The organism is Flavobacterium sp. CG_9.1, from assembly GCF_015751645.1.
In the GTDB taxonomy this organism is placed as follows: domain Bacteria; phylum Bacteroidota; class Bacteroidia; order Flavobacteriales; family Flavobacteriaceae; genus Flavobacterium; species Flavobacterium xanthum.
Genome location: NZ_JADOVC010000003.1, coordinates 90,552 through 115,237, shown reverse-complemented (window position 1 = coordinate 115,237; position 24,686 = coordinate 90,552). Strand labels below are relative to the sequence as shown.

The 24,686-nt window shown below is 36.8% G+C and carries 13 protein-coding genes; 6 read left to right on the top strand and 7 right to left on the bottom strand.

Translation table 11 applies throughout. The annotated features are described in order from the left end of the window. Window positions 1-30 precede the first annotated feature (30 nt). The 3 genes from bioD (at window position 31) to IWX83_RS02660 (ending at window position 3,290) form a co-directional block, all read left to right on the top strand. Window positions 31-648 (top strand): dethiobiotin synthase, encoded by a 618-nt coding sequence (gene bioD, locus IWX83_RS02670; RefSeq protein WP_196827451.1) that lies wholly within the window; start codon window positions 31-33, stop codon window positions 646-648. A 57-nt stretch (window positions 649-705) separates the two neighbouring features. Then, complete coding sequence (gene bioA / locus IWX83_RS02665; protein ID WP_196827449.1) at window positions 706-1,977, top strand: adenosylmethionine--8-amino-7-oxononanoate transaminase; 1,272 nt, start codon at window positions 706-708, stop codon at window positions 1,975-1,977. A gap of 155 nt (window positions 1,978-2,132) precedes the next feature. Further along, on the top strand, window positions 2,133-3,290 hold the full coding sequence (locus tag IWX83_RS02660; protein ID WP_196827447.1) for a beta-ketoacyl synthase N-terminal-like domain-containing protein: 1,158 nt from the start codon (window positions 2,133-2,135) through the stop codon (window positions 3,288-3,290). A 168-nt stretch (window positions 3,291-3,458) separates the two neighbouring features. On the opposite strand, the gene IWX83_RS02655 is transcribed toward IWX83_RS02660, so the two are convergent. Next, window positions 3,459-3,938 (bottom strand): regulatory protein RecX, encoded by a 480-nt coding sequence (locus IWX83_RS02655; protein ID WP_196827445.1) that lies wholly within the window; start codon window positions 3,936-3,938, stop codon window positions 3,459-3,461. A 450-nt stretch (window positions 3,939-4,388) separates the two neighbouring features. Between IWX83_RS02655 and IWX83_RS02650 the strand changes: the two genes are divergently transcribed. From IWX83_RS02650 to IWX83_RS02640, 3 genes are all read left to right on the top strand, one after another. Beyond that, entirely contained in the window at window positions 4,389-8,654 is a 4,266-nt protein-coding gene (locus IWX83_RS02650; RefSeq protein ID WP_196827443.1) for a T9SS sorting signal type C domain-containing protein, read from the top strand. Window positions 8,655-8,910: 256 nt separating this feature from the next. Next, complete coding sequence (locus tag IWX83_RS02645) at window positions 8,911-13,824, top strand: T9SS sorting signal type C domain-containing protein (RefSeq protein ID WP_196827441.1); 4,914 nt, start codon at window positions 8,911-8,913, stop codon at window positions 13,822-13,824. Between the two features lie 232 nt (window positions 13,825-14,056). Then, window positions 14,057-17,890 carry a delta-60 repeat domain-containing protein gene (locus tag IWX83_RS02640; protein WP_196827543.1) on the top strand — a complete coding sequence of 1,278 codons (3,834 nt, stop codon included), beginning with the start codon at window positions 14,057-14,059 and terminating at the stop codon, window positions 17,888-17,890. A 62-nt stretch (window positions 17,891-17,952) separates the two neighbouring features. Here the strand turns inward: IWX83_RS02640 and bioB are convergent, their stop codons facing one another. From bioB to IWX83_RS02610, 6 genes are all read right to left on the bottom strand, one after another. After that, a complete protein-coding gene (gene bioB / locus IWX83_RS02635) occupies window positions 17,953-19,038 on the bottom strand; it encodes a biotin synthase BioB (RefSeq protein WP_066079348.1) in 1,086 nt (361 codons plus the stop codon). Between the two features lie 252 nt (window positions 19,039-19,290). Continuing rightward, window positions 19,291-19,746 carry a hypothetical protein gene (locus tag IWX83_RS02630; RefSeq protein WP_066079607.1) on the bottom strand — a complete coding sequence of 152 codons (456 nt, stop codon included), beginning with the start codon at window positions 19,744-19,746 and terminating at the stop codon, window positions 19,291-19,293. A 115-nt stretch (window positions 19,747-19,861) separates the two neighbouring features. Beyond that, on the bottom strand, window positions 19,862-20,791 hold the full coding sequence (locus tag IWX83_RS02625; RefSeq protein WP_196827439.1) for a bifunctional riboflavin kinase/FAD synthetase: 930 nt from the start codon (window positions 20,789-20,791) through the stop codon (window positions 19,862-19,864). A gap of 99 nt (window positions 20,792-20,890) precedes the next feature. Further along, window positions 20,891-22,927, bottom strand: a complete 2,037-nt coding sequence (locus IWX83_RS02620; protein WP_196827437.1) for a M43 family zinc metalloprotease — start codon at window positions 22,925-22,927, stop codon at window positions 20,891-20,893. A gap of 169 nt (window positions 22,928-23,096) precedes the next feature. After that, complete coding sequence (gene pth, locus IWX83_RS02615) at window positions 23,097-23,771, bottom strand: aminoacyl-tRNA hydrolase (RefSeq protein WP_073352295.1); 675 nt, start codon at window positions 23,769-23,771, stop codon at window positions 23,097-23,099. Window positions 23,772-24,063: 292 nt separating this feature from the next. Continuing rightward, the gene (locus tag IWX83_RS02610; protein ID WP_066079356.1) at window positions 24,064-24,675 is read right to left on the bottom strand and encodes a 50S ribosomal protein L25/general stress protein Ctc; all 612 of its coding nucleotides are present in this window, start codon (window positions 24,673-24,675) and stop codon (window positions 24,064-24,066) included. Window positions 24,676-24,686: the final 11 nt, after the last annotated feature.

Below are 24,686 nucleotides of genomic sequence, written 5' to 3'. Positions count from 1 at the left end.
TTAATCCGTGTCATCCGTGGCCAAATATCTATGAAACTATTTATAACAGGAATTGGAACCGATGTTGGTAAAACCATTGCATCATCCATCATTACAGAAGCTTTAGAAGCTGATTATTGGAAACCCATACAAGCGGGAGATTTAGATAATTCCGACAGTCACAAAGTCAAATCGTTTTTATCGAATACAAAGACCGTCATACATCCCAATAGTTATGCGTTGAATACGCCAGCGAGTCCACATTTTGCAGCTGAAATAGACAAAATTACTATTGATTTAAAGAAAATTATCGAACCGGAAACAGCTAATCATTTAGTAATTGAGGGTGCAGGAGGAGTTTTTGTTCCATTAAATTCAAATGATTGTGTCATCGATTTGATTCAGCCGGATTATAAGGTTGTGGTGGTTTCCCGTCATTATTTGGGCAGCATTAATCATACTTTATTGACTATTGAAGCATTGCAAAACAGAAAAATTAGTATAGCGGGAATTGTTTTTTCGGGCGATGAAAATAAAGCTACTGAATCTATCATTTTATCTAAAACAGGAGTTAAATGTATCGGTCGAATAGAACAAGAGCCCTATTTTGATCAAAATGTAATCAAAGAATACGCTGATTTGTTTCGGGAACAGCTATTGAGTTTATAAAATCTTTGTGAGACTCTGTACTTTCTCTGTGTATCTTTGTGAAATATATTATTTAAAATGACTTTAACAGAAAGAGACGGCCAATATCTTTGGCATCCGTATACTCAACATAAAACCGCAGCTTTGCCTATTGCCATCAAAAGAGGAAAAGGTGCTTTGCTTTGGGACGAAAATAATAAAGAATATATTGACGCCATCGCTTCGTGGTGGGTCAATCCGTACGGACATTCGGACACATTTATTGCCGATGCCATTTACAAACAACTCACCACATTAGAACACGTTTTATTTGGTGGATTTACACATGAGCCCGCTATTTTGGTAGCCGAGAAGTTGATGGAAATTTTGCCAAAAAACCAAAAAAAGATATTCTTTTCGGATAATGGTTCTACGGCTGTTGAAGTCGCAATTAAAGTCGCTTTGCAGTATTTTTTCAATAAAGGAGAAAAGAGAACGACGATAATTGCTTTTGAAAATGCTTTTCATGGCGACACTTTTGGTGCGATGGCAGCAAGTGGAATTTCTTTTTTTGTCGAAGCTTTTGAAGGAATGTTTATTAATGTGGTTCGGATTCCGGTTCCAGTAAAAGGTCAAGAGCAAGAAAGTTATGATGCGTTGCAAGCGGTACTAAATAACAACAACTGTGCAGGTTTTATTTTTGAACCATTGGTTCAAGGAGCTGCAGGAATGGTGATGTACGAACCGGAATCGTTAGATAAATTGATGCGAATTTGTCAGGAGAATAATGTACTGACCATTGCGGATGAAGTGATGACAGGCTTTGGGAAAACTGGTAAAACGTTTGCAACAGATTATTTAATTGAAAAACCAGACATGATGTGTTTGTCCAAAGCGTTGACTGGAGGAACGATTCCTATGGCAATTACGACTTTCACGCAAGATTTATTCGATGCTTTTTACGATGACGACATTAACAAAGCATTGTTTCATGGCCATACTTTTACAGCAAATCCTACAGGTTGCGCAGCGGCTTTAGCTAGTATGAAATTGTTGCAAACGGATGAAATGCAAGCCAACATAGTTCGTGTCAATCACCAACATTTGGAGTTTCAGGAGCGTGTTAAAAATCATCCGAAAGTAGTCACAACCCGAGTGCTGGGCGTTATTTTTGCATTAGAAATAAAAACTGAAAGTGCTGCTAGTTATTATGGAACATTGCGGAATAAACTCTATGATTTTTTTATCGAAAACGGAGTGATTTTGCGTCCGGTTGGTAATATTGTCTACATTTTGCCACCGTATGTTATTACTGATGAGCAGTTGCAAAAAGTGTATCAAGTGGTCGAAAATGCTCTAGAAATAGTTTAATTTTGCCTCCAAAGTTATTACACAAATATTCACAAAGAAGACGCAGAGATTCACAAAGAAAGAGGATTGAAAATTTTCTTTAATAATAGAAAAACGTAGCGCATCTTAGCATTTTCTTTTTGAATTTTCGTGAAACAAAATAAAAAATTATCCACTTGCAACAACAAACAATCTCCATAACCGCCATAGCTTCTATTTCTCCATTGGGTACTGACTCAAAAACAATTTGGGAAAATTATCTCCATGAAAACCACTGTTTTACGGAACATGTTTTAGATCATAAAAAGACTTTTGTAGCGACTTTAGACGCTAATTCAGAGCAAGTTGTTAGTGCTTTACGAGAGTCAGATCACAAATACAAGTCGCTAGATAAATCCGTATTGTACGCTATCGCAGCTTCTCGCAAAGCGATTGAAAATGCGGGCTGGACGCAAAATGACGTTTTTGGAATCAATATTGGATCCTCTCGAGGTGCCACGGTTTTATTCGAAAAACACCATCAGGATTATTTGAAAACTGGGAAAGCACAAACTTTGGCTTCGCCTACAACTACTTTAGGGAATATTTCATCTTGGGTTGCCCATGATTTACAAAGTTCTGGCCCTGAAATTTCACATTCAATCACATGTTCTACTGCTTTACACTCGGTATTAAACGGCATGGCTTGGCTTCGAGCTGGAATGGCGGATAAGTTTTTAGTGGGTGGAAGTGAAGCGCCATTAACTGATTTTACGATTGCCCAAATGCGCGCTTTGAAAATTTATTCCAATAAAGAGGAAGATTATCCTAATCGCGCTCTCGATTTGGAAAAAAAGCAAAATACTATGATTCTTGGCGAAGGTGCTGGGGTTTGCTGTCTCGAAATAGGAGCGACCGAAAATGCTTTGGCTCACATTGTTGGAATTGGCTACGCTACAGAGATTTTGGAACATAATATTTCCATTTCGGCAGAAGCGACTTGCTTCCAGAAATCAATGAAAATGGCATTGGAAAATACCGAATTATCCGAAGTAGATGTGATCGTGATGCACGCGCCAGGAACCATCAAAGGGGATTTAACGGAATATAATGCTATTGAAAAAGTATTTGGAAAAAACCTTCCTTTGTTGACCACTAATAAATGGAAGATAGGCCACACTTTTGGCGCATCAGGAATTTTGAGTATGGAATTCGCTATATTGATGATGCAACACAATAGGTTTATTGGGGTGCCTTTTGCGAAAGCACAAACCCAAACCAAACCCATCAGAAAAGTTTTGATTAATGCGGTTGGTTTTGGTGGAAATGCGGTGAGTATTCTTTTGAGTTTGTAACGATTTACTTGCACTGATTGAAACAAAAAAAGTAAGTCCATAAATTGCTCTAGTTTTTAGTGCTTTTTAAAATAGGAACCTACAAATTCGAGGTAGTTACTGTTATTCGTGACTGAGATAACCTATAAATACTAGTTTCAGTTCGCAATTAAATTGTAATAATCGGTACTAATCCGTGTCCAGATTCTCCAGCTCCTTTACTTTTTCATAAACTAAAGTGCTTTCAAAGCCTTTTCGAAGCAAGTAATCACAGCATTTTTTACGTTTTTTCAATAAATTAGTTTCTCGTACGGATTCCCAGTTTCTTTCTGCGACGGTATGGAAAGTAGCTAAATACTCTTCTGCTGAGATTTCTTTGAGTGCCAGATTGATGTTGTATTGCGTGATTTTCCGAAACTTTAATTCATTCACAATTCTTATTTTTCCCCAAAACTTAATCCGGTGTTTTCCTCTGGCGAAACTGCAGGCAAAACGACTTTCATTCAGGAAATTATCTTTGATTAGATGTACTAAAATAGTGTCGATCTCATCTGAATCCATTTTCATAGAGCGTAATTTTTGGACTACTTCTTCGTGACAGCGTTCTTGATAGGCACAGTAATGCTCTATTTTGTGGGTGGCTTCTTTTATGGAATAAATTGGATTCATTTTATGGGTGGTTACAACTGTTTGTGTGTTCACAAAATAGCGACGGCTAACAAGAATACTATTTCAAAAGTAAGGGATTAAATCGATTGAATCTTAACTAAAAAGAAAGGAATGCAGCTTTTGTTCTTTGTTTACCAAAAAAGCAAAATTAGTTGCAGCAAGGAATACTGTTTTTAGGAATGACAGCAGGTAATAAAAAGTAGTACTAGAGGCAACTTACTGCACTTTTTCCTAAATTAAGTTATAGGATTGTAGTCTATTAGAAGCTCATTGATAACGACTCATAAATGGTGTATTTAAACGACTTATTTTGTAGTTGGTCGATTAAATTTCATTTTATTTAAAAAGACAAACTATATTGCTATGATCGCTGAACTTTCAGTTTTAAGTCAATAAAACCAAAGCTTTTTAAGTTAAAAAAAGTTACGGAAATATATAAAATTCACCCCAATGAATAAAAAATTACTTTCAATTAAAAATAGCTTAATCTTTGTATTGCTATTGCTCTTTTCTTTTTCTTTTGGTCAAACAACGCAAACCTATACTACTTCAGGGACTTTTACTGTTCCAGTTGGGGTAACTAGCATTACTGTTGAAGCATGGGGTGGTGGAGGTGGAGGTCAACAAGGTGGTAATGGTGGTGGTTCTAGTGGAGGAGGAGGAGGAGGATATGCAAGATCTACTTTTGTAGTCACCCCAAATTCAACTTATAATTATACAGTAGGAGCAGGTGGAAAACAAAACCTTGACGGTGGGGTATCAAGGTTTGGAGTAGATTTATTAGTAGCTTCAGGAGGGATATCTGGTGGATCTGGTGGATCTGCTAACACAGGAACAATAACTTTTAAAGGAGGTAACGGAGGTGTTAATTCATCTAGTAGCTTAAAAGGAGGAGCAGGAGGAGGAGGTGCAGCAGGCACTAATAGCGATGGTAATAATGGTAAAAATGCTACTGGCGATTCAGGTTCAAGTGGTGGTGAAGCTACTTTAGATGGTGGCGCAGGTGGTAATGGTGGAAAAGACGGAGAGCCAGGGTTAAATGGACTAAATCCTGGGGGCGGTGGTGGCGGTGGCGGAAAACAAGATTCAGGTGGTATAGGTGGAAATGGTTTAGTTAAGATAACTTATTGTCCTTCCTCTGCTGGTAATTTATCGGGGAACCAATATATTTGTACGTATAATTCAAGAACTACAACTTTTTCTTCCACGGTTTCAGGAGGTACTTGGTCAAGTAGCAATACATTGTTAGCAACCGTTAACTCTTCAACAGGTTTGATAACAAGTGTGGGAACAAATTCAGGTGTTGTCACCATAACTTATACAGTCGGAGGTTCAGGAGGTTGTACGCTATTTACTGCTACCAGAACACTTTATGTAGCCAATGGTGTATCATCAAATGCAGTTTTGACGGGCTCAAATTTACAGTGTCAAGGTACAACAGTAAATTATACTGCAGCTCCTGTAGCAGGCGTTTCCGCTTATAATTGGTCATACACTGGCTCTGGTGCAACTATTTCAACAGCGTCAGATGGACTTTCTGCGAGTATCTCTTTTAGTTCAACAGCAACTTCGGGAAATCTCAAAGTTACCACCACAAATGGTTGTGCTACTTCAACTGGAGGTAACGAATTTTGGATTACTATTAATCCAATTATTACATCAGTACCTGTTGCAACTTCTGCAAGTGATATACAATGTAATTATGCTAAGTTAAATTTTACTACAGTAACCAATAGCAATGTTACAGGAGTTTATTTGGATATAGCAAAAGACAACGGATTTACTAATTTTTTACCAGGGTATAATAATTTCCCTGTAAATTATAATAATGGTAGTATTCCAGTTGATAATCTCCCAGCAGGTATTTTATATTATAGAGTAAGAGGGTTCAATAGTTGTACTACGACGGCAAATTCTAATACTGTAAGTTTCCAGACTTCAGCCCCACTCGGAGGTACAGTTTCTCCTGCTCAGACAATTTGTTCTGGAGCACAACCTTTCAATTTAACGTTGTCGGGACATTCAACGGTTAATATTGGTATTTTGAAATGGCAAAGATCAACTGATGCCGCATTTTCAAATCCAATTGATATAAATGTTACAGCAACAACTTTGACAGGAGCTATAATTGGTAATTTAACCGTAAATACATATTTTAGAGCAATCGTTAGAAATCAATTTGGAAGTTGGTGTGAGACAGCCTCTACTGCAGCTTTAATAACAATTAATATTAATTCAGTTTCACCACCATCATCAACACCAACAGTTTGTGCTAATTCAGCTTTAACTCCAATAACACATACTACAAGTGGATTTGCTGGAATATTTAATGGTGGAATTTCTGGAGCAAATGGTCTACCAACAGGAGTTAGTGCAGCTTTTGCTTCAAATACAATAACAATTAGTGGTGCGCCAACAACCGCAGGAACTTATAATTATTCAATACCTTTAACAGGAGGTGGTTGTGGATCTGGCAATGCTGTAGGTACAATAACTGTGAATGCATCTTCAGTTGCGCCTACGGGAATAACCGGCACTAATGTAATCTGTAATGGAAGTTCTACTACACTTACACTTTCAGGTGGAACGGCTGGATCGGGTGCTGTGCCACGCTGGTATATCGGGACATGTGGTGGAACTTTGGTTGGTACAGGAGATAGCATTACTGTTTGGCCTACCGTGACAACTACTTACTTTGTTAGATATGAGGGTACTTGTAATATAACTGGCTGTGCTACGAGAATAGTAACCATCAATCCAATACCAACAACTCCAACAGTGGAAAATCCTGTTCAGCCTACTTGTGCTATAGCAACTGGTTCTTTTACCATTACAAATTACAATGCTTCCTATACTTATACTTTTTCACCATCCATTGGAATATCTAGAACAAATGATCAGGTAACGGCATCTCCGGGGAACTATACGATTGTAGCTTCTAGTGCTAGTTGTAATTCTGAATCCACGACTCCTATCGTGATAAAAGGTATAGAAACTAACACTTGGAGAGTGACTAGCGGACTCGGTGCTTGGGATAATGGAACAACCCCTAATAAAGATCAACATTTAATTTTTGCTGGAAATTTTAATTCCACAAAAGATGTGATAGGTTGTGACTGCACTGTTAATAGTGGTGCAAACGTTGTGTTCAAATATATAAATCCTACTTTGGGGCATACTTTAACTGTAACAAATGATGTTAAAGTTATAGGGTCTGGTAAATTGACTTTTGAGAACAATGCAAGTTTGGTACAAACGGCTGATGTTATAACAAATACAAATACAGGAAAAATCAGCTATCAACGGCAAACCTCACCCTACAAACCATTTGATTATATCTATTGGTCTTCTCCTGTTGCAGGTCAGAAATTACGAGATGTTTCTGCACAAACACCTTTAGATAAATTTTATTCTTTTGATGTAGCTGCTTATGACTGGAAGCAGGAAGATCCTAATATGATTATGAAGAATGGAGTTGGTTATATAATTCGAGGACCTCAGTATGTATTACCTATACCACCAGGACTTCATCAAGCCTCTTTCTTTGGAGTGCCAAATAATGGTTTAATTACTGTTCCAATTCCTTCTACAGCTGTAAATTCAGAGTCGTCAGCGCTCTTGGGCAACCCTTATCCATCAGCATTAGATGCAAACAAGTTGTTAAGGGATAACAGTTCGATATTAGAAGGAACTTTATATTTTTGGACGCACAATACGGCAATTCAAGATGTAGGAAACATTACAAATGGTTCCCAAGGATCAGGAGCTTTAGCTTATACATCTGATGACTATGCTACTTATAATTTGACTGGAGGTGTTACAGTAGTTGCAACAGGAAATATTTTGGGAGGAATTACTCAAATTGTAAATAAACCTTCAGGAAAAATTGCCTCAGGCCAGTCTTTTTTTGCGGGAATTAAAGCAGTTGCTGGTACAGTAAAATTTGAAAATAGTATGCGAGTAGGTGTTGGTGGTATAACAGGAACTAATAGTCAGTTTTTTAGAACAGCAAACAAGAAATTTGATGCGACAACTACTTCCGAAAATCACCGCGTTTGGTTGAATCTTACTAATACGCAAGGTGCATTCAAACAACTTTTAGTGGGTTATATTACAGCAGCTACAAATGCTTATGACCCTTCTTTTGATGGAGTAAGTTTTAATGGAAATGAATTCATTGATTTTTATAGTATTACCGGCGATGAAACGCTAACCATACAAGGAAGAGCGTTACCTTTTGACGAAAATGATGTTGTCCCCTTGGGATATAGTTCCGCAATTGAAGGTGGTTTCACCATCAGTATTGATGAGGTAGACGGATTATTTACGTCTCAAAATATATTCTTGGAAGATAAACTAAATGGCTCTGTTCATGATCTTAAGAAATCAGGGTATACTTTTGAAACCAAAATAGGAACCTTTGATGATCGTTTAGTTTTGCGGTATACAGATAAAACATTAGGAGTAGCTGATTTGGACCAACTAGAGGATCAAGTGATTATTTCTAAGGACAAGAATGAATTGAAGATAAAATCAGCAAACGAAACGATAAAACGAGTGACTATTTTTGATTTACTAGGGAAAAAAGTATTTGATAAGGAAGCTTTAGATGAAACTGAATTCCGTTCTTCAAATGTTAGTTTATTTAAGCAAACGGGAATCGTAAAAGTGACTTTGGCTACTGGTCAAGTAATCTCTAAAAAAGTGGCTTTTTAGCACTTTATAAAAATTTATGTATCGAGTAAAAATCCCATTTTATTTTTAATATAATGGGATTTTATTTGCTTTATAATTTTTTTAATATGTAAAATTCAAAATGAAACACACCTTTTTATGTACTTGGTCTATATAAATTGCCTTTAATCGGATTAATTTTGAATTGTGGGGAATATGATTTGCTTTTGTAGCTATTATGCTAAAACAGATTTAGTTGTTTTTTTATAATCGCCCCGCAAATCAATTCTACATCCTTATGATTAAAAAATTACGTTCTCCATTATTTATACTTTTAGCGCAGTTTGTAGCTACTTTTCAAACCCAAAAAACAGAAAAAAACAGTAACAGTATTACTGATTTTCCTTCCGAATTTGGTGATCTATTGGGTGCGATTCATTCTAGTTTTACAGTTCGAAAAACACTGTTCTTTGTTGCGTTGTTTTTTTCTTTTATAGGGGCTAGTGCAGCGACCAGAACGAGCACCGCTGCAGGAGGAACATGGGCAACAGGTTCAACATGGGTTGGAGGCGTTGTGCCAGTTGCCGGAGATGATGTTATTATTGCCACTACGGGAGTTAATGTAGTTACAGTTGGAACAAGTACCAGCATAGTAAATGTTACTATTAATGCAGGAGCAACTCTAAACATAGCCAATAGAACACTCACTACCGCTGGATTTTTTGTAAATAACGGAACGTTGACGGGAACAACAGGTATTCTAGCGTTGACAGGTAATTTTATTAATAACGGAGTCTTTACACTTTCCTCGGGGCAAGTGAATGTTTCAACAGGTAGCTTTTCAAGCACAGGTTCATTTGTTTTTAGTGGTGCAGGGATTTTAAAAATAGGAGGAGCTTTTGCGTATTCAGGAACTTTTACTTTAGGCACGGCAGCAGTTCAGTTTACAGGTATGGCTAATCAGTCAATACCTAGCTTTACCACAACAGGAACAGTAAGTATGCTGAAAACGGGTGGTGGTGTGGCTACATTTACTGGAAATGTGAGTGGAGGGGGATTAACAATTGATGGATCAGGTGGAACTTTGAATCTTGGAACGGGAATGACGCATACTTTTTCAGGAACTTGGACCAATAGAGCTGGTACACTTAATGGTGGTTCAAGCACGTTACGAATAGGAGCCAGTATTTCAGGCGCTGGAGGGACATTTATCGCAGGCACTGGAACGGTTGTATATTACAGAGGAGGTAATCAAGCAGCTGGTGTTTTTGTGTACAACAATTTAATAGTATCAGGTACTGGTCAAAAAACATTTGGAGCGACACCTACAGTAAATGGAAAGCTTACAATAGCTGGAACAGCAACTGCTTCTGTAAGTGGAGCAGGAGTTGTTACTTATGGACCCAATGCAACATTAGAATACAATACTGCAAACGCAAGAACAGTAACTCCAGAGGAATGGGTAACTCCTTTTACTGCATCTGGAGGAGTTGTGATTAACACAACCCAAAACATAACACTCAATACAGCCAGAACGTTTAATAATTCAGTTCCGTTGACCGTAAACAGTGGCGGTAAACTACTTTTATCTAATTTAGTGTTGACTTTAAATGGAGACCTTATAAATAACGGTGGTACTGTTACTGGAACTACAGGCGGCGTTACAATTGCTGGAACGGTAGGGCAAAACATTGGCGCTTTCTCAACAACAGGAACAATATCTATGGTAAAAACAGCCGGTACAGCAACATTTACTGGTCCTGTCAGCGGAGGTGCACTAACAATTAATGGAGCTGGGGGAACTTTAAACTTAGGTTCAGGGTTGATTCATTCTGTGTTGGGTATTGTAACCTTATCAAACGGAATATTAAACGGTGGTTCGAGCAGGCTTAATGTAAATGCGACTAGTGCTACTGCTTGGAATGGTACCGGTACTAATTTTGTTAGTGGAACGGGAACAGTAAATTTTGGTGGAGTGGCACAGACATTGGCAACAGTATCAACGTTTACTAATTTGATATTTTCAAATTCTGGGGTAAAAACGCTAAATGGGATTCCTACCATCAATGGAATTTTATCCATGGAAGGGACCGCAACCGTTTCAGCAGCTCCAATTTATGGTTCTACAGCTACGTTACAATATAATAGGACAGCTTCTCAGGTTACAGGATTAGAATGGAGAACTCCATTTACAGGAACGGGTGGAGTTTCGGTTTTGAATACAGGAATCATAACAGTAAACGGTGCAAAAGTTTTTGGCGCTTCATCGCCTCTTACAATTGCAACTGGGGCGACTTTGGACAATGGTGGTTTTGAATTGTCCGGAGGTTCTTTACTTACTGTAAATAATGGTGGATTATTAAGAGTTACTGCTGCAAGTACATTGCCTTTGTTTACCAATACTGATTTAGCAGCTTTAAGTACAGTAGAATACGGAGGAGCTGCTCAAACGGTTGCTACACGAACTTATGGAAACTTGATTCTTAGTGGTACTGGAAATAAGACATTCCCAGCCGCTTCAACCATAATGGGAGATTTAAAAATTATGAGTTCGGCAATTGCCTTATTATCATCAGGATTTTCTTCTGCACAATCTTTAACCTTCGGAACCGTATTACAGAGTATCGGATCATGGGGTGGTACCGCATCAGAAGCCACAAACAGAAGTGTAGTGCGATTTGGTTCTACTACAACTGGTATTTTAAATGTGAATGTTTCTTGTATCGAAGGCACTTGGATAGGTAATATCAGTTCTAATTGGAATACAGCTGCAAATTGGTGTGGTGGAATACTGCCATCTTCCACTACCGATGTGATAATTACATCAACATCAACGAATCAACCATTATTGGGAAGTAATCAAAGCGTTCGAAATGTGACTATTTCTAGTGGAGCAACTTTATCACTAACAGGAACAACAACCTTAAACGTTAGTGGGAATTGGGATAACAAAGGAACTTTTGTCCCTAACAGCAGTACTGTGAATTTTAATGGTACTTTACCGCAAGTCTTAGGAGGAACAACAGCTTCTACTTTCCATAATTTAACTAACTCAAATGGGCTTTCAAAGGTTACTGCTGCCATAGGAATTACAGTCAATAATTTGCTAAACATAAGCATTTCATCATCATTGCTTGAGATGTCCAGTTTTGTATTGACTGGCGGAGGGGCTTTTTCAAATTCAGGTAGCGGACAAATTCTAACGGCCAATACTACTGCAATGCCAATTCCTGCTGGAAAAACTTGGAATTCTAAAGTAGTTTATAATAATCCTTTAGGAGGTCAAACCATTGTTGCTGGAACTTATAATGGTGTTCCTTCCTTAGAATTGCAAAACACTTCTGGAACTCAAACAGCATCAGGAAATATTACTACCGGTAATAAATTAAATATTGTAACTGCTGGCACGACGGTATTCAATATGAATGGATTTAATTTAACATCCACTATTTTAAATATTAGCGAAGCAGAAGCTGTACTGGATATGAAAAATGGAACTTTGGCATACACTATTGTTGACGCTATGGATGGTACAATACGTTTTTCGGGCGCTTCAAATGGATTATCATTCCCTTCTGGAACTATAGATTATTATGGTGTAGGTCAAACTGTAGCGGGCGGAAATTATTACAATCTTCTTTTTTCTGGAATTGCAGGAAGTTATACTATTGTAAGCGATATAGATGTTGCGAATAAATTTAACGTACACAATGGAGCATTAACTGTAGACGATTCAGTTTCCTTAAACCTTGATGATGCCATTACCGTCGTTCTTCCAGGTACTATGATGTTGAAAAACAATGCAAGTTTAGTGCAAACCACCTTTACAGGAACTAATGCAGGGCGCATTACCGTACAAAGAAATACCACTCCTATTGTAGTAGATGATTTCACATATTGGTCATCGCCAACAAAGGGTACACAAACATTACTTGATTTTTCGCCTAATACCCAACTCGATAAGTATTTTGAGTACAATAATGATTGGGCTAATGTGAATGCAGCCACAACTGTTTTTGCACCGGGAATTGGATATGCGATTCGAGCAGAAGGAACGCTGATTCCGCCTGGAATGCCAGCAGTTGATGATTCCTTACGATTTATCGGAGTCCCTAACAATGGTACAATTGATATTCCAGTTACGGTGAGAGCCTCGGATGGTGTGGGAGAAAGATTAATAGGAAACCCTTATCCTTCAGCCATTGATGCTGATGCATTTATCAATGCCAATCTTTTAGGGACTGGAACAATTAACCAAACTATTACAGGAACTTTGTATTTTTGGACACACAATCATACGCTGTTGGGTAATGATTATTTAGCATCGGATTATGCTACCTATAATTTATTTGGAGGAGTTGGAGTAGGTTCTGGAACAGGTAATTTGACGGATCCAAGTCAATATATTGCATCTGGTCAAGGGTTTTTTATTGAGAATGATGTGGCAGGTAATGTGACTTTTGATAATAGTATGCGAATTGTGGCTAACAATACTAATTTTTACAGACAGAAGAAGACCAAAAATACAGTAGAAGAAAGCCATAGAATTTGGCTAAAATTACAAAAAGGAGTCGGAGATGTAACGGGTACATTAGTTGGTTACGGGTCTAATTCTACTAATGATTTTGATCCAGGCTATGATAGTTATGTATATGACGAAAATCAAGTATTTGCATTATATAGTTTTATTGGATTGTCTAAAATGGCCATTCAAAGTAAAAGTTTGCCTTTCGTAGATACCGATAGGATTCCTATGGGATACAGTACAAATGCCTCAGGTACTACAACAATAAGCATCGATAAAGTAGATGGATTGTTTTCAGACAATCAAAACATTTATTTAGAAGATAAAGTGTTAGATGTAATTCATAATTTAAAAGAAGATCCTTATTCTTTTCAAACTGAAAAAGGAACTTTCAATGAGCGTTTTGTATTGCGTTATACGGATAAAACATTAGCATCAGCTGATTTTGAATTAAATGTGTGTGGTGTTTTTATTGCTAAAGATCGAAATGAATTAAATGTAAAGTCTGTTACTGAGAATGTTTCTCAAATTGCAGTTTTTGATTTACTAGGCAGAAAAATATTTGAGAAAAAAGCTGTAAATAGCCAGGAATTCCGCACCTCAAATATTCCTTTAAACAAGCAAGCAGGCATTGTCAAAGTAACCTTAAGCAACGGTCAAGTGACCACAAAAAAAGTTATTTTTTAACAGGTAGGAATTAATTTTAAAGTCAAATAGGTATCCCATTTTGTTTAGTACAGAATGGGTTTTTTTGTACAAAAAAATCTTTTTTTTAATTGTAAATATCACTAAATGTGGGTATTGTGAATAGGAAAGATTGTCTTTACTTTTATTAAAAATACTTTAGTTCTGATACTATCGCTATTGCTAATAGATTTTTAAAGCCACTCTAGATTTGAAAACAAAACTACTTTACTTCGTGATTGCATTTCTCTATTCGACCTTAAATCTCGCTTATTCTCAACAAGGAAAGGTAGATGTAGCATTCAACACCTATGATGACGGTTTACAGGGCGACGGTTTTGATGGAACTGTCAGAACAACGGCGTTGCAGGCTGATGGAAAACTGATTGTGGGAGGTGATTTTTTGAACTTTAATGGAGGTGCAACTCCCTATTTATGTCGATTACTGCCGGATGGTTCCAAAGATCCTTCCTTTACATTGGGTACCGGTTTTCAGGCTAATGTGTATTGTACTTTAATACAACCGGATGGAAAAATAATTGTAGGAGGAAACTTTACAGCATTTAATGGATCTAGCACCGGAAAAATAATTCGATTGAATCCTGATGGCTCTCGGGATCCTACTTTTGATACTTCGAATGCGGCAACTACTGGAATCGTGTATGACTTAGCCTTGCAATCTGATGGTAGCATTATCATAGTTGGTAGCTTTACAAAGTATGGTTCAGCTACTGCAAACCGTGTGGCTAGAATTTTACCCAATGGAAATTTGGATTTAACATTCGGAATGGGAATTGGTGCCAGCTCATTGGTAGAGGAAGTCCATATACAGCAAGACGGAAAAATTTTGTTGGGTGGTTCCTTTATTTCATTCAATGGCGTTGCCTGTGGTAGAATAATGCGATTGAACTCCAATGGTTCTGTTGATGCTACTTTTGTTACAGGAACGGGTTTTGATGCCAACGTATCAGCACTTACAACGCAAACGGATGGAAAGATTTTGGTAGGAGGTTCCTTTTTAAATTTTAATGGTGTTACGGTTAATAAAATAATTCGGTTGAACTTCAACGGATCGGTCGACAGTTCTTTTATTTCCGGATCAGGATTTAGTAGCGGTACAGTTGAAATTATTAATGTAAGCGCTGCTGGTGCTATAATGATTGGAGGCTCGTTTAATGACACTTATAATGGAACTGATGTTAATAAGATCATCTTGTTAGAGGCTAATGGAGTGATAAATCCAGCATTCGATATTGGATCTGGACCCTCAACTGGCACAGTGAATGCGATTACAGAGGAAGTAACAAACTCGTGGTATATCGGTGGTTCGTTTTTAGTTTTTGATTCCCAAACTCAAGGTCGTCTAGCAAGAATTGATGTTTTTGGATCTTTAGATATCGGTTACCTTACCGCTGGAGTGGGTTTTAATAATTCGATTTTAAAAGTAATTGCTTTAGCAGATAATAAAACGATGGTTTTTGGAAGTTTTATCAAATTCAATGGAACCATTTGCAATAGAGTAATGCGGTTGTCCGAAGATGGATTCCTGGATTCTTCCTTTAATGAAGCTGCTACCGGAGCCAATAATTCTGTAAAAACCGCTATTGTACAGCCTGATGGCAAAGTTCTTATTGCCGGCGTTTTTACAAATTACAATGGTATCGTAAGAAATAGGATTGCCAGAATCGAAGCGAATGGAGAAATTGATGCGGCTTTTACTATTGGTACGGGTTTCAATACTCAGGTATATGCTTTGGCGTTACAGCCAGATGGCAAAATAATTGTAGCGGGAAATTTCACCAGTTACAATGGTATTAATGTCAATAGAATTGTTCGATTATTACCTGATGGAACTTTGGATTCTGGTTTTGCCATTGGTTCTGGTGCGGATGCTATTGTAGACTGTATTTTGTTGCAACCAGACGGAAAAATTGTTTTGGGTGGCCAGTTTACTCTTTTTAATGGGGTGTCTCACAATAGGATGGTTCGGTTGAATGCAGATGGAAATTTAGATTTGGGATTTTCAACAGGTGTAGGTTTTGATAAAAATGTCTACACAATTGTATTACAATCAGATAACAAGCTAATTGTGGGTGGCGTATTTTTAAATTACAAAGGCGTTTCCGCCAAAAGAATCCTGAGATTGAACAGTGACGGTAGTTTAGATACGTCATTTACAACCGGAACTGGTTTTAGTAGCGGAGAAATTAGGGCAATCCTTGTCCAGCCAGATGACCGATTGTTGATTGGAGGAACGTTTGCTGGAAATTATAATGGAACAGCAGTCAGGCGAATGGTGCGTCTTCTTTCCACTGGAATCTATGATGCGACCTTTAGTGTGAATTTAAACAATACGTTATTTAGTATTTGTTTTACACCAAGTAATAAAGTGATGATTGGAGGTAATTTTAATTCTGTTTCTGGTGTAGCAAAGCATCGTTTGGCTCGGATTAAGCTTTGTACCAATAGCTCTGTTTGGAATGGGTCTTTTTGGAACAATGGAATCCCCTCGGCAGAAAAGACTCTTATTTTTAACAAAAATTATACCGCAGTAAGTAACCTAAATTCCTGTTCTTGTACTATCAGTGCAGGAAATACAGTTACAGTTCTAGATGGAAACACCTTAGGTTTGGCTTTTGACTACGGGGGTTTAGGGACCTTAATTCTAGAAAATAATGCGGCTTTGTATCAATCTGAAGAGCAAGTCAATAATTCAGGCACCATTGAGCAGAAAAGAAAAACAACTCCTATGCTCGTGACTGACTACACGTATTGGTCCTCACCCGTTTCAAGTCAAAAATTGATTGACGTTTCTCCCGACACGCCTATAGATAAATTTTATTCGTTTGATGCATTGAGAGATTCCTGGTTTAATGAGAATGCAAGTAATTTAATGTCCGTCGGTAGAGGTTATATTATACGTGGTCCAAAGGCTTTTTCCGAAACTACCGCAGCAAACTACGAAGCTATTTTTAAAGGAGTTCCAAATAATGGTTTGGTTTCAGTTCCAATAGCGGCAACCGATACTTCCAACTTGATTGGTAATCCTTACCCTTCAGCCATAAATGCAGATTCCTTTATAAATGGGAACAAAGGAGTTATAGACGGAACCATTTATTTCTGGACACACAATACTGCTATTAATAAAAACGTATATACTTCAGATGATTATGCAGTATACAATCTTCTAGGAGGTGTAGGTACAAGTGCTGCTTTAAATTCAGGAGTTAATAATGCAAAACCAGATGGAAAAATAGCCTCTGGACAGTCTTTTTTTGTGACGAGTAATAATGGCGGTGGATTTGCTGTTTTTAATAATACAATGCGGCTTGTGGGTCAGAATACTAATTTTTTTAAAGTAAGTTCACCAAAAAAATCCAAATCCAGCACGATGGAAAAACATCGTATTTGGCTCAATTTATCGAATAGCGATGGAGCTTTCAAGCAGATTTTGATAGGATATGCCGAGGGAGCTACAAATGATTTTGATCCTTCTATTGATGGAGAGAGTTTTGATGGGAATCAGTATTTAGACTTTTACAGCATTAATCAAGAGAAGAATTTAGTGATACAAGGGAGAGCTTTACCCTTTGATCCAACAGATGAAATTAAATTGGGATTCACTAGTACAGTAGCGGGGAACTTTACAATTGAAATCGATGAAACAGATGGGCTTTTAGCAAATCAAAGCATTTTTATCGAGGATAAATGGAGTAATACCGTAGTGGATGTAACCCAGGAAGATTATGCTTTTACTACTGCAATTGGGACTTTTAATGACCGTTTTGTTATTCATTTTATAAGTAGAATCTTGAGTGTGAAGGATACGGAAAAGGATACAGAATCCCTTTTTGTTTCATGTAAAAATAAAGAATTGCGCATAAATTCAACCAAGGAATTCATCGAGGAAATTATAATCTACAGTCTAGAAGGGAAAAAAATATACCACAAAAACGGTATAAATAAGACCGATTTTTCCATAACAAATTGGTTTTTAGCTCCTCAAATAGTGCTGGTAAAAATAGGTATGCAAAACGGGCTGTCTGTTACTAAGAAAGTGCGCTACTAATTTTCATAAAAAAACCATCTTGCTTCAACAAGATGGTTTTTAGTATTGATTTTAAAAAACTATTATTTTCCTTTAGCAGAAGCCTCAATGTTTTTTTCGATAGTATGTCCGGGTCTGGACCATTTTGGTTTTTCACCAAGTGGAGCAAATTGAGAATTTTCAGCTTCAACGGTTTGTGGTTGAGAAACTTTTGTAAATGGTTTTTGAGGGTTTAAACCTAACATTTCAAACATTTTCATGTCTTCGTTTACGTCAGGATTTGGAGTTGTAAGTAACTTATCACCAGCAAAAATAGAATTGGCACCAGCAAAGAAACACATGGCCTGACCTTCGCGGCTCATGTTCATTCTGCCAGCAGATAAACGAACTTGGGTTTCCGGCATGATGATTCTGGTAGTGGCTACCATTCGGATCATTTCCCATATTTCAACTGGTTTTTCTTCTTCCATTGGAGTTCCTTCCACGGCTACCAAGGCATTAATTGGAACTGATTCAGGTTGTGGATTTAATGTAGAAAGCGCCACTAGCATTCCTGCTCTGTCTTCGATGCTTTCGCCCATTCCAATGATTCCACCGCTACAAACGGTAACGTTGGTTTTGCGAACATTGGCTATGGTTTGCAAGCGGTCTTCAAAGCCGCGTGTCGAAATAACTTCTTTATAATATTCTTCAGAGGTATCTAAATTGTGATTATAGGCATACAAACCTGCTTCCGCCAACCGATGTGCTTGGTTTTCAGTGATCATCCCAAGAGTACAGCACACTTCCATATCTAGTTTGTTGATGGTGCGAACCATTTCTAAAACTTGATCAAATTCAGGACCATCTTTTACGTTTCTCCATGCTGCTCCCATACAAACACGGGACGAACCACTTGATTTTGCACGTAAAGCTTGTGCTTTTACTTGACTAACAGACATTAAATCATTTCCTTCAATGTCAGTATGGTATCGTGCCGCTTGCGGACAATACCCGCAATCTTCTGGACAGCCACCTGTTTTTATTGACAATAAAGTCGAAACTTGAACCACGTTAGGATCGTGATGCTCTCTATGAATAGAAGCTGCTTCATAAAGCAAGTCCATCATAGGTTTGTTATATAGTGCAATAATTTCTTCTTTGGTCCAATTGTGTTTTGTAATGCTCATTGATACGATTTTATAATGCGTCAAAAGTAGTTAAATTGTTCTAAAGAACCAATGCAATAGTATTGAAAAGCCCAGTATAAAAATTTACTCAACTATAATTATGTAGGGATGTACAAGTGCTTTTGTATTAAAAAAGCTGTTTTTAATTAAATAGGATTAATTCATAATTATAAATAAATAAAAAAACCGCGTAAAAGACTTTGATATTGCTTTTACGAAGTTTTTTTAAAAAATGACTAAGGATAAATTAATTTAAGATTTTGTATTGTGTTTGTCTGTAGTATAACGGGTATCCCAGTATAACATAAGCATAAAGGTAACAATTACCGCGGAAACAATTCCTTCAAATAATAAGGAGATGGAATAACTCATTATAGATGGATCACCTCCAAATAAAAACGTTCTGGACAATGATGCAATGTAGGCATTTCCACCTCTAGAATAGCTGTAAATAATTAGTGCAATAATGCTTAAAAAGACTCCTGTTAATGCTGTGAATAGTGCGGAAACGGAATTAGAAACCAGTATCCTTTTCCCTTGAGCAAAATTTTCCTCAAGTGTTTTATGCGTACCATAAAAAATAAACAGGACGTTGAAAAGGCGTAAAAGATAAATATCTGCTAGACCCAAAAGTTCCATTATTAAGAAATAAATTCCAATGCCTACTACTATAATGAATCCATTTACTAATTCTTTCGGTATTTTCATAAAGCTGGTTTTAAAAGTTGAAAAATCATTTTTTTTAGATAAAAAATGTGTGACACTCAAAATTAAATAAAAAAAGGGAATTTTTTATCAAAAAACGAAAGAATTTATTGAGAAATTACAAAGTGTTTATAAAGGCAAGTGCGTTTTTTTTGTCAATTTGTAGTTGCTCTTTTAAGAGGTCAACCGATTCAAATTTTTGTTCGGAACGAATTCTTTTTAGTATTGAAACACAAATAGATTTGTTGTAAATGTCTTTGTCAAAATCGAAATAATGGATTTCAATAGACTGAACATCTCCATTAACTGTTGGGTTGAATCCAATATTCATCATTCCAAAAACAGTTTTTTGGTCCAATATACTTTTTACAATGTACACTCCATTTTTGGGAATCAGTTTGTAGTTTTCTTCGATTTTTAAGTTGGCTGTTGGAAAATTAATCGTTCTTCCCAGTTGTTTTCCTTGAATAACATTTCCAGTTAGGAAATAATCATAACCTAAATATTCATTGGACAAAGTCATGTCTCCGTCCAATAACGCATTTCTAATTTTGGTTGAACTCACGGAAATGTCATTGATTTCCTGAACCGATATTTGTTCAACTTCAAAATCATATTGTTTTCCAAAAGCAATCAGATCATCAATGTTTGCTGTTCGATTTCTTCCAAATCTATGATCATGACCAATAATTATTTTCTGGATATGAAAGCAATCTACAAGAATCGTCTTTACGAATTCCTCAGCAGTCAATCTTGAAAATGTTTCGTCAAAAGGATGAATTACAAGGTTTTCGATGCCAATTTTCTCCAGTAAATCTATTTTTTCATTGATGGTGTTGAGCAATTGTATGTCCGAATGTTCTTGTAGGACCATTCTAGGATGCGGAAAAAAAGTAAGCACTAAGCTTTCGTATTTTTCATTATCAGTGTTTTGAAGTACTCTTTCCAGAATTTTTTTGTGACCAATGTGAACTCCGTCAAAGGTTCCTAACGTTATAATTGTTTTTTTTGTGGAACTGAAATCGTTTATAGAATGAAAAATATTCAAAGCAAGTGTTTTATAATAGCGCAAATTTAAGGTATCCAATTGATATAACTAAAAAAGGATTGAAAACTTCAATCCTTTTTTAGTTAATTAGGGGTTATTTTATTTCTTAATGAACTTAACGGTGCTTGTTTCGGCTTGATTTTTAGATAATTTTAAAAAATAAATATCTTGAGACAAAGTGGAAACGTTTATGCGTAGATCCTCTTCTGTTTCTATCTTTTTTGTTTTTATGATTTGACCTAAACTATTGATAATGGTGTAGGCTTCCGGAGTTTCTAATTTATTTTGAACAACAAGATTTAATATATTTGATGTAGGATTTGGATACAGGTATACAGCGTTTGAGTTTGTTATGTCGGCTGTAGCGAGTAATCCAATTATAAAACTTTTAGACTCTACTTCGCCAAACTTTCCACCGGTAGCAATAATTTCATCTGATGGTGTCGATAAGGTATAAGATCCAACTCCGTAATCACAACAAATACCATCCATTTCAGTATCGTAAATAGTAAAGGTATAACAGCCATTAGTTGGTAGGTCAAAACTAGTTTTTATAGGTGCGGGAAGTGGACTGCTTGTAGGCGTGTCAGTATAAGGACCACCTTGATACAGTTTAGTCCCTGTTGCATTAGTAAGTTCCCAAGTGGTCTCTGTTCCAAAACGGTCTAATTGCAATGAAAAGGCCACCGTATTAGTAGCGTAGTTTTTGGTAATGTCAAAATTTACCGTGTTGCTATTGTTATTCGAATTTTGATCCGTGGTTCCATTTGCGCTAATGATTGTTGCAGTGAAATTATGATTTCCTCCACTTGAAGTCACATTATTTAAGGTGATGTTTTGGGATTCGTTGTTGGCAAGATTACCGGTCCAATTATACGTTTGCAAGTTCGTATTGTCAACTCCGTAAGTGATTGAAGCCGAAGTTAATCTTGCGCTTCCTTTGTTGACTATTTTGATAACTGGGATAAAGGAATTGCTGCAAGGAATAATATTTAAGTTTAGAACAATTGTAGCAGCATCATTTGCAAATACAACGCCTGGGGTAAGCGCATCAGAAGTTTTTAAAGCGGCTCTTCTTATGGAATTATTCATAACGGTGATCATACGCGTTTTTTGATCTGCCGTAAATATGTTCATGCAGGCATCATTGGTATAGTCCATATAGTTTTCAATCATGTCTAAGCCAGGAGAAGTGGGGCAGGAGTCAACACCTGTTGGACAGCCTTCATTTGATTGTCCCGCGTTGGGTGTGTCATTGCAAAAATCATCTACACCGCAACCTCCGTCTCCCCAAATATGTCTTAGGCCAAGCCAATGTCCTACTTCATGTGAGGTAGTTCGTCCTTTGTCGTAATTTGTTAAATAAGTTCCACCAGGAAAGTAGCTAGATGATCCAAAAAAAGCATATCCAATCACGACCCCGTCGGTAGCAGCTGATCCAGCATCTGCGTTTATTCCTGAAAGTCCAGATCCACTTGGAAACTGTGCATACCCTAAAAGTTCTGTACTCGTAAATTTTACTATCCAAATGTTTAAGTATTTTTCAGGATCCCACTGTGTTTGTGGTTTTACAATAGTATTAATGTCATCGGTAGACCAGCTTTCTTGCTCTAAATTCACATGGTTTATTCCGTTTGATAAGACGCCTGCAGGATCTCGTTTTGCTAGAGCAAATTCAATTTCTACATCGGCTCCTACTGGGTTGGTGTTATAGCCTGGAGTGTTTAGTTTTTTTCTAAAATCTTCATTTAGTACTTGAATTTGAGAAATTACTTGCTCATCAAATATATTTTCATCTGCACCTAATAAGTCTCCGTTGTGAATCACGTGCACAACTACAGGAATGGTTATAACAGCATTTGTTTTAAATTCTTTAGGCGAATTTTCTGGTTTGTTTTTCTCCAAGTTGACTTTGGGAGCAATCCATTGTTCAAATTCAGCTGTAGACAATCGGTTAGGATTTTTGGCTTTCAAATAGTCTTCATATTCCGTGGTGGCACATCGAATTATGGAGCCTGCTTTGATTACTTTCTTTTTGCCAAAAAGCATTACTTCCTTTGTGTTGCTGACCTGAGCGAAAGTAGCGCTGACCGTAAAATGGAGAGTTAATAATAAAAGAAAAGTAATTTTTTTCATGGTGTCAGTATTTTTTGAATTCAAGGAAATCAGCTTAATTATTGGTGAGATTCGAAAATAGGATTAGGGTTATATTTTTCTACGTAAGTAGGTGAACGAGGTCAAGTTAAAGATGCTATTTTGGTATAAAATTAAATAATTTTTCTTTTCGATGGACATTAAGGCTTTTTTATTTCCCATTAAAAGCAGTCATGGTATTTTCTAATCCTGCGGTGCCAAAAGATTTTATTATCTCTGATGCTACTTCTAGTCTTTCTGGCAGTGCTGTTTTTTCTGTATCATCCCAGTCGCCAAGCACATAGTCTACTTGTTTTCCTTTTTTGAATTCATCACTGATGCCAAAGCGGAATCGAGCGTAGTTCTGCGTGTTTAGTACTAAGTTGATGTTCTTTAATCCGTTGTGTCCACCATCGCTTCCTTTTTGTCGGATGCGAATGGTTCCAAAAGAGAGGTTTAAATCATCAGTAATTATCAAAATATTTTCCAAAGGAATTTTCTCTTTGTCCATCCAGTATTGAACGGCTTTACCGCTCAAATTCATATAAGTGTTTGGTTTCAAAAGTAGAAACGTTCTTCCTTTGAATTTGTATTCCGCTAGTGCGCCTAGTTTGACAGTTTCAAAATTGATTCCTTCTTTCTTAGCCAAGAAATCCACTATTTTAAATCCGATGTTGTGTCTTGTATTGACGTATTCAGCGCCTATATTACCAAGTCCAACTATTAAAAATTTATTACTCACGCTTTCTATATTGTTTTTTTTGTGTTCGTGAACCTCCGGTTTCATATTAGCTGTATTGTCTTCTATTTGTGGTGATGAGATTAAATTTGAAATCCATTTTATCATATTGCAAAAGTAAACTTAATTACATGATTTGACTATTACATATTTAGATAATTTCCAGATGTTAGGGAGGAATTACATAAAGAATAATAAAAGTGTAGAGTAGCCCAGATTGTAGTGAAAATCCTTATTGCTCGCTTTTTAGGGTGCAATAAGATTGCAACGAAAAGCGGGACGATTAGGGTGTAATATCGAAGGAGTGTTGCTCCTAAAAATGCGAAATAAGTAGCGATTATAAATCATAAAAAAAGCACCAGTTTTACAACTGATGCTTTTAAATTTGATAGAAAAAAGATTATTTTTTCTTTCCTTTTACTGGAGCTTTCGCTGCTTTTGCTGCTTCTTGAGCTGCTTTCATAGCCGCACGAGAGATTCTTACTTGAGCAACAACCGTGTTTTCAGGGTGAATCAATTTGTAGTTGTCGTTTGCTAATTTAGTAACGTACAATTTGTTCCCCATTTCAAGTGGAGTAATGTCAGCTTCAATAAAATCTGGAAGATTTTTTGGTAAAGCTTTTACTTTAAGTTTACGCGTGTTCAAACGCAAAACACCACCTGCAAGAACACCTTTAGAGGTTCCAACAACTTTTACAGGAACTTCCATAGTGATTTCTTTGTCATCAAATAATTGAAAGAAGTCAATATGTAAAATCTTGTCAGACACTGGGTGAACCTGAATGTCTTGTAAAATTGCGTTAAATGATTTTCCTTTTCCAAGATCGATCTCAACTGTGTGAGCGTTTGGAGTGTAAACCAAGTTTTTGAAAGCCATAACTTCTGCTGAGAAATGAACTGCCTGATTTCCTCCGTATAATACGCAAGGAACCAATCCAGCATTACGTAGGGCTTTAGTCGCAACTTTACCCACGCTTTCTCTTTCTGATCCTTTAATTGTAATCGATTTCATTGTAAAAAAAA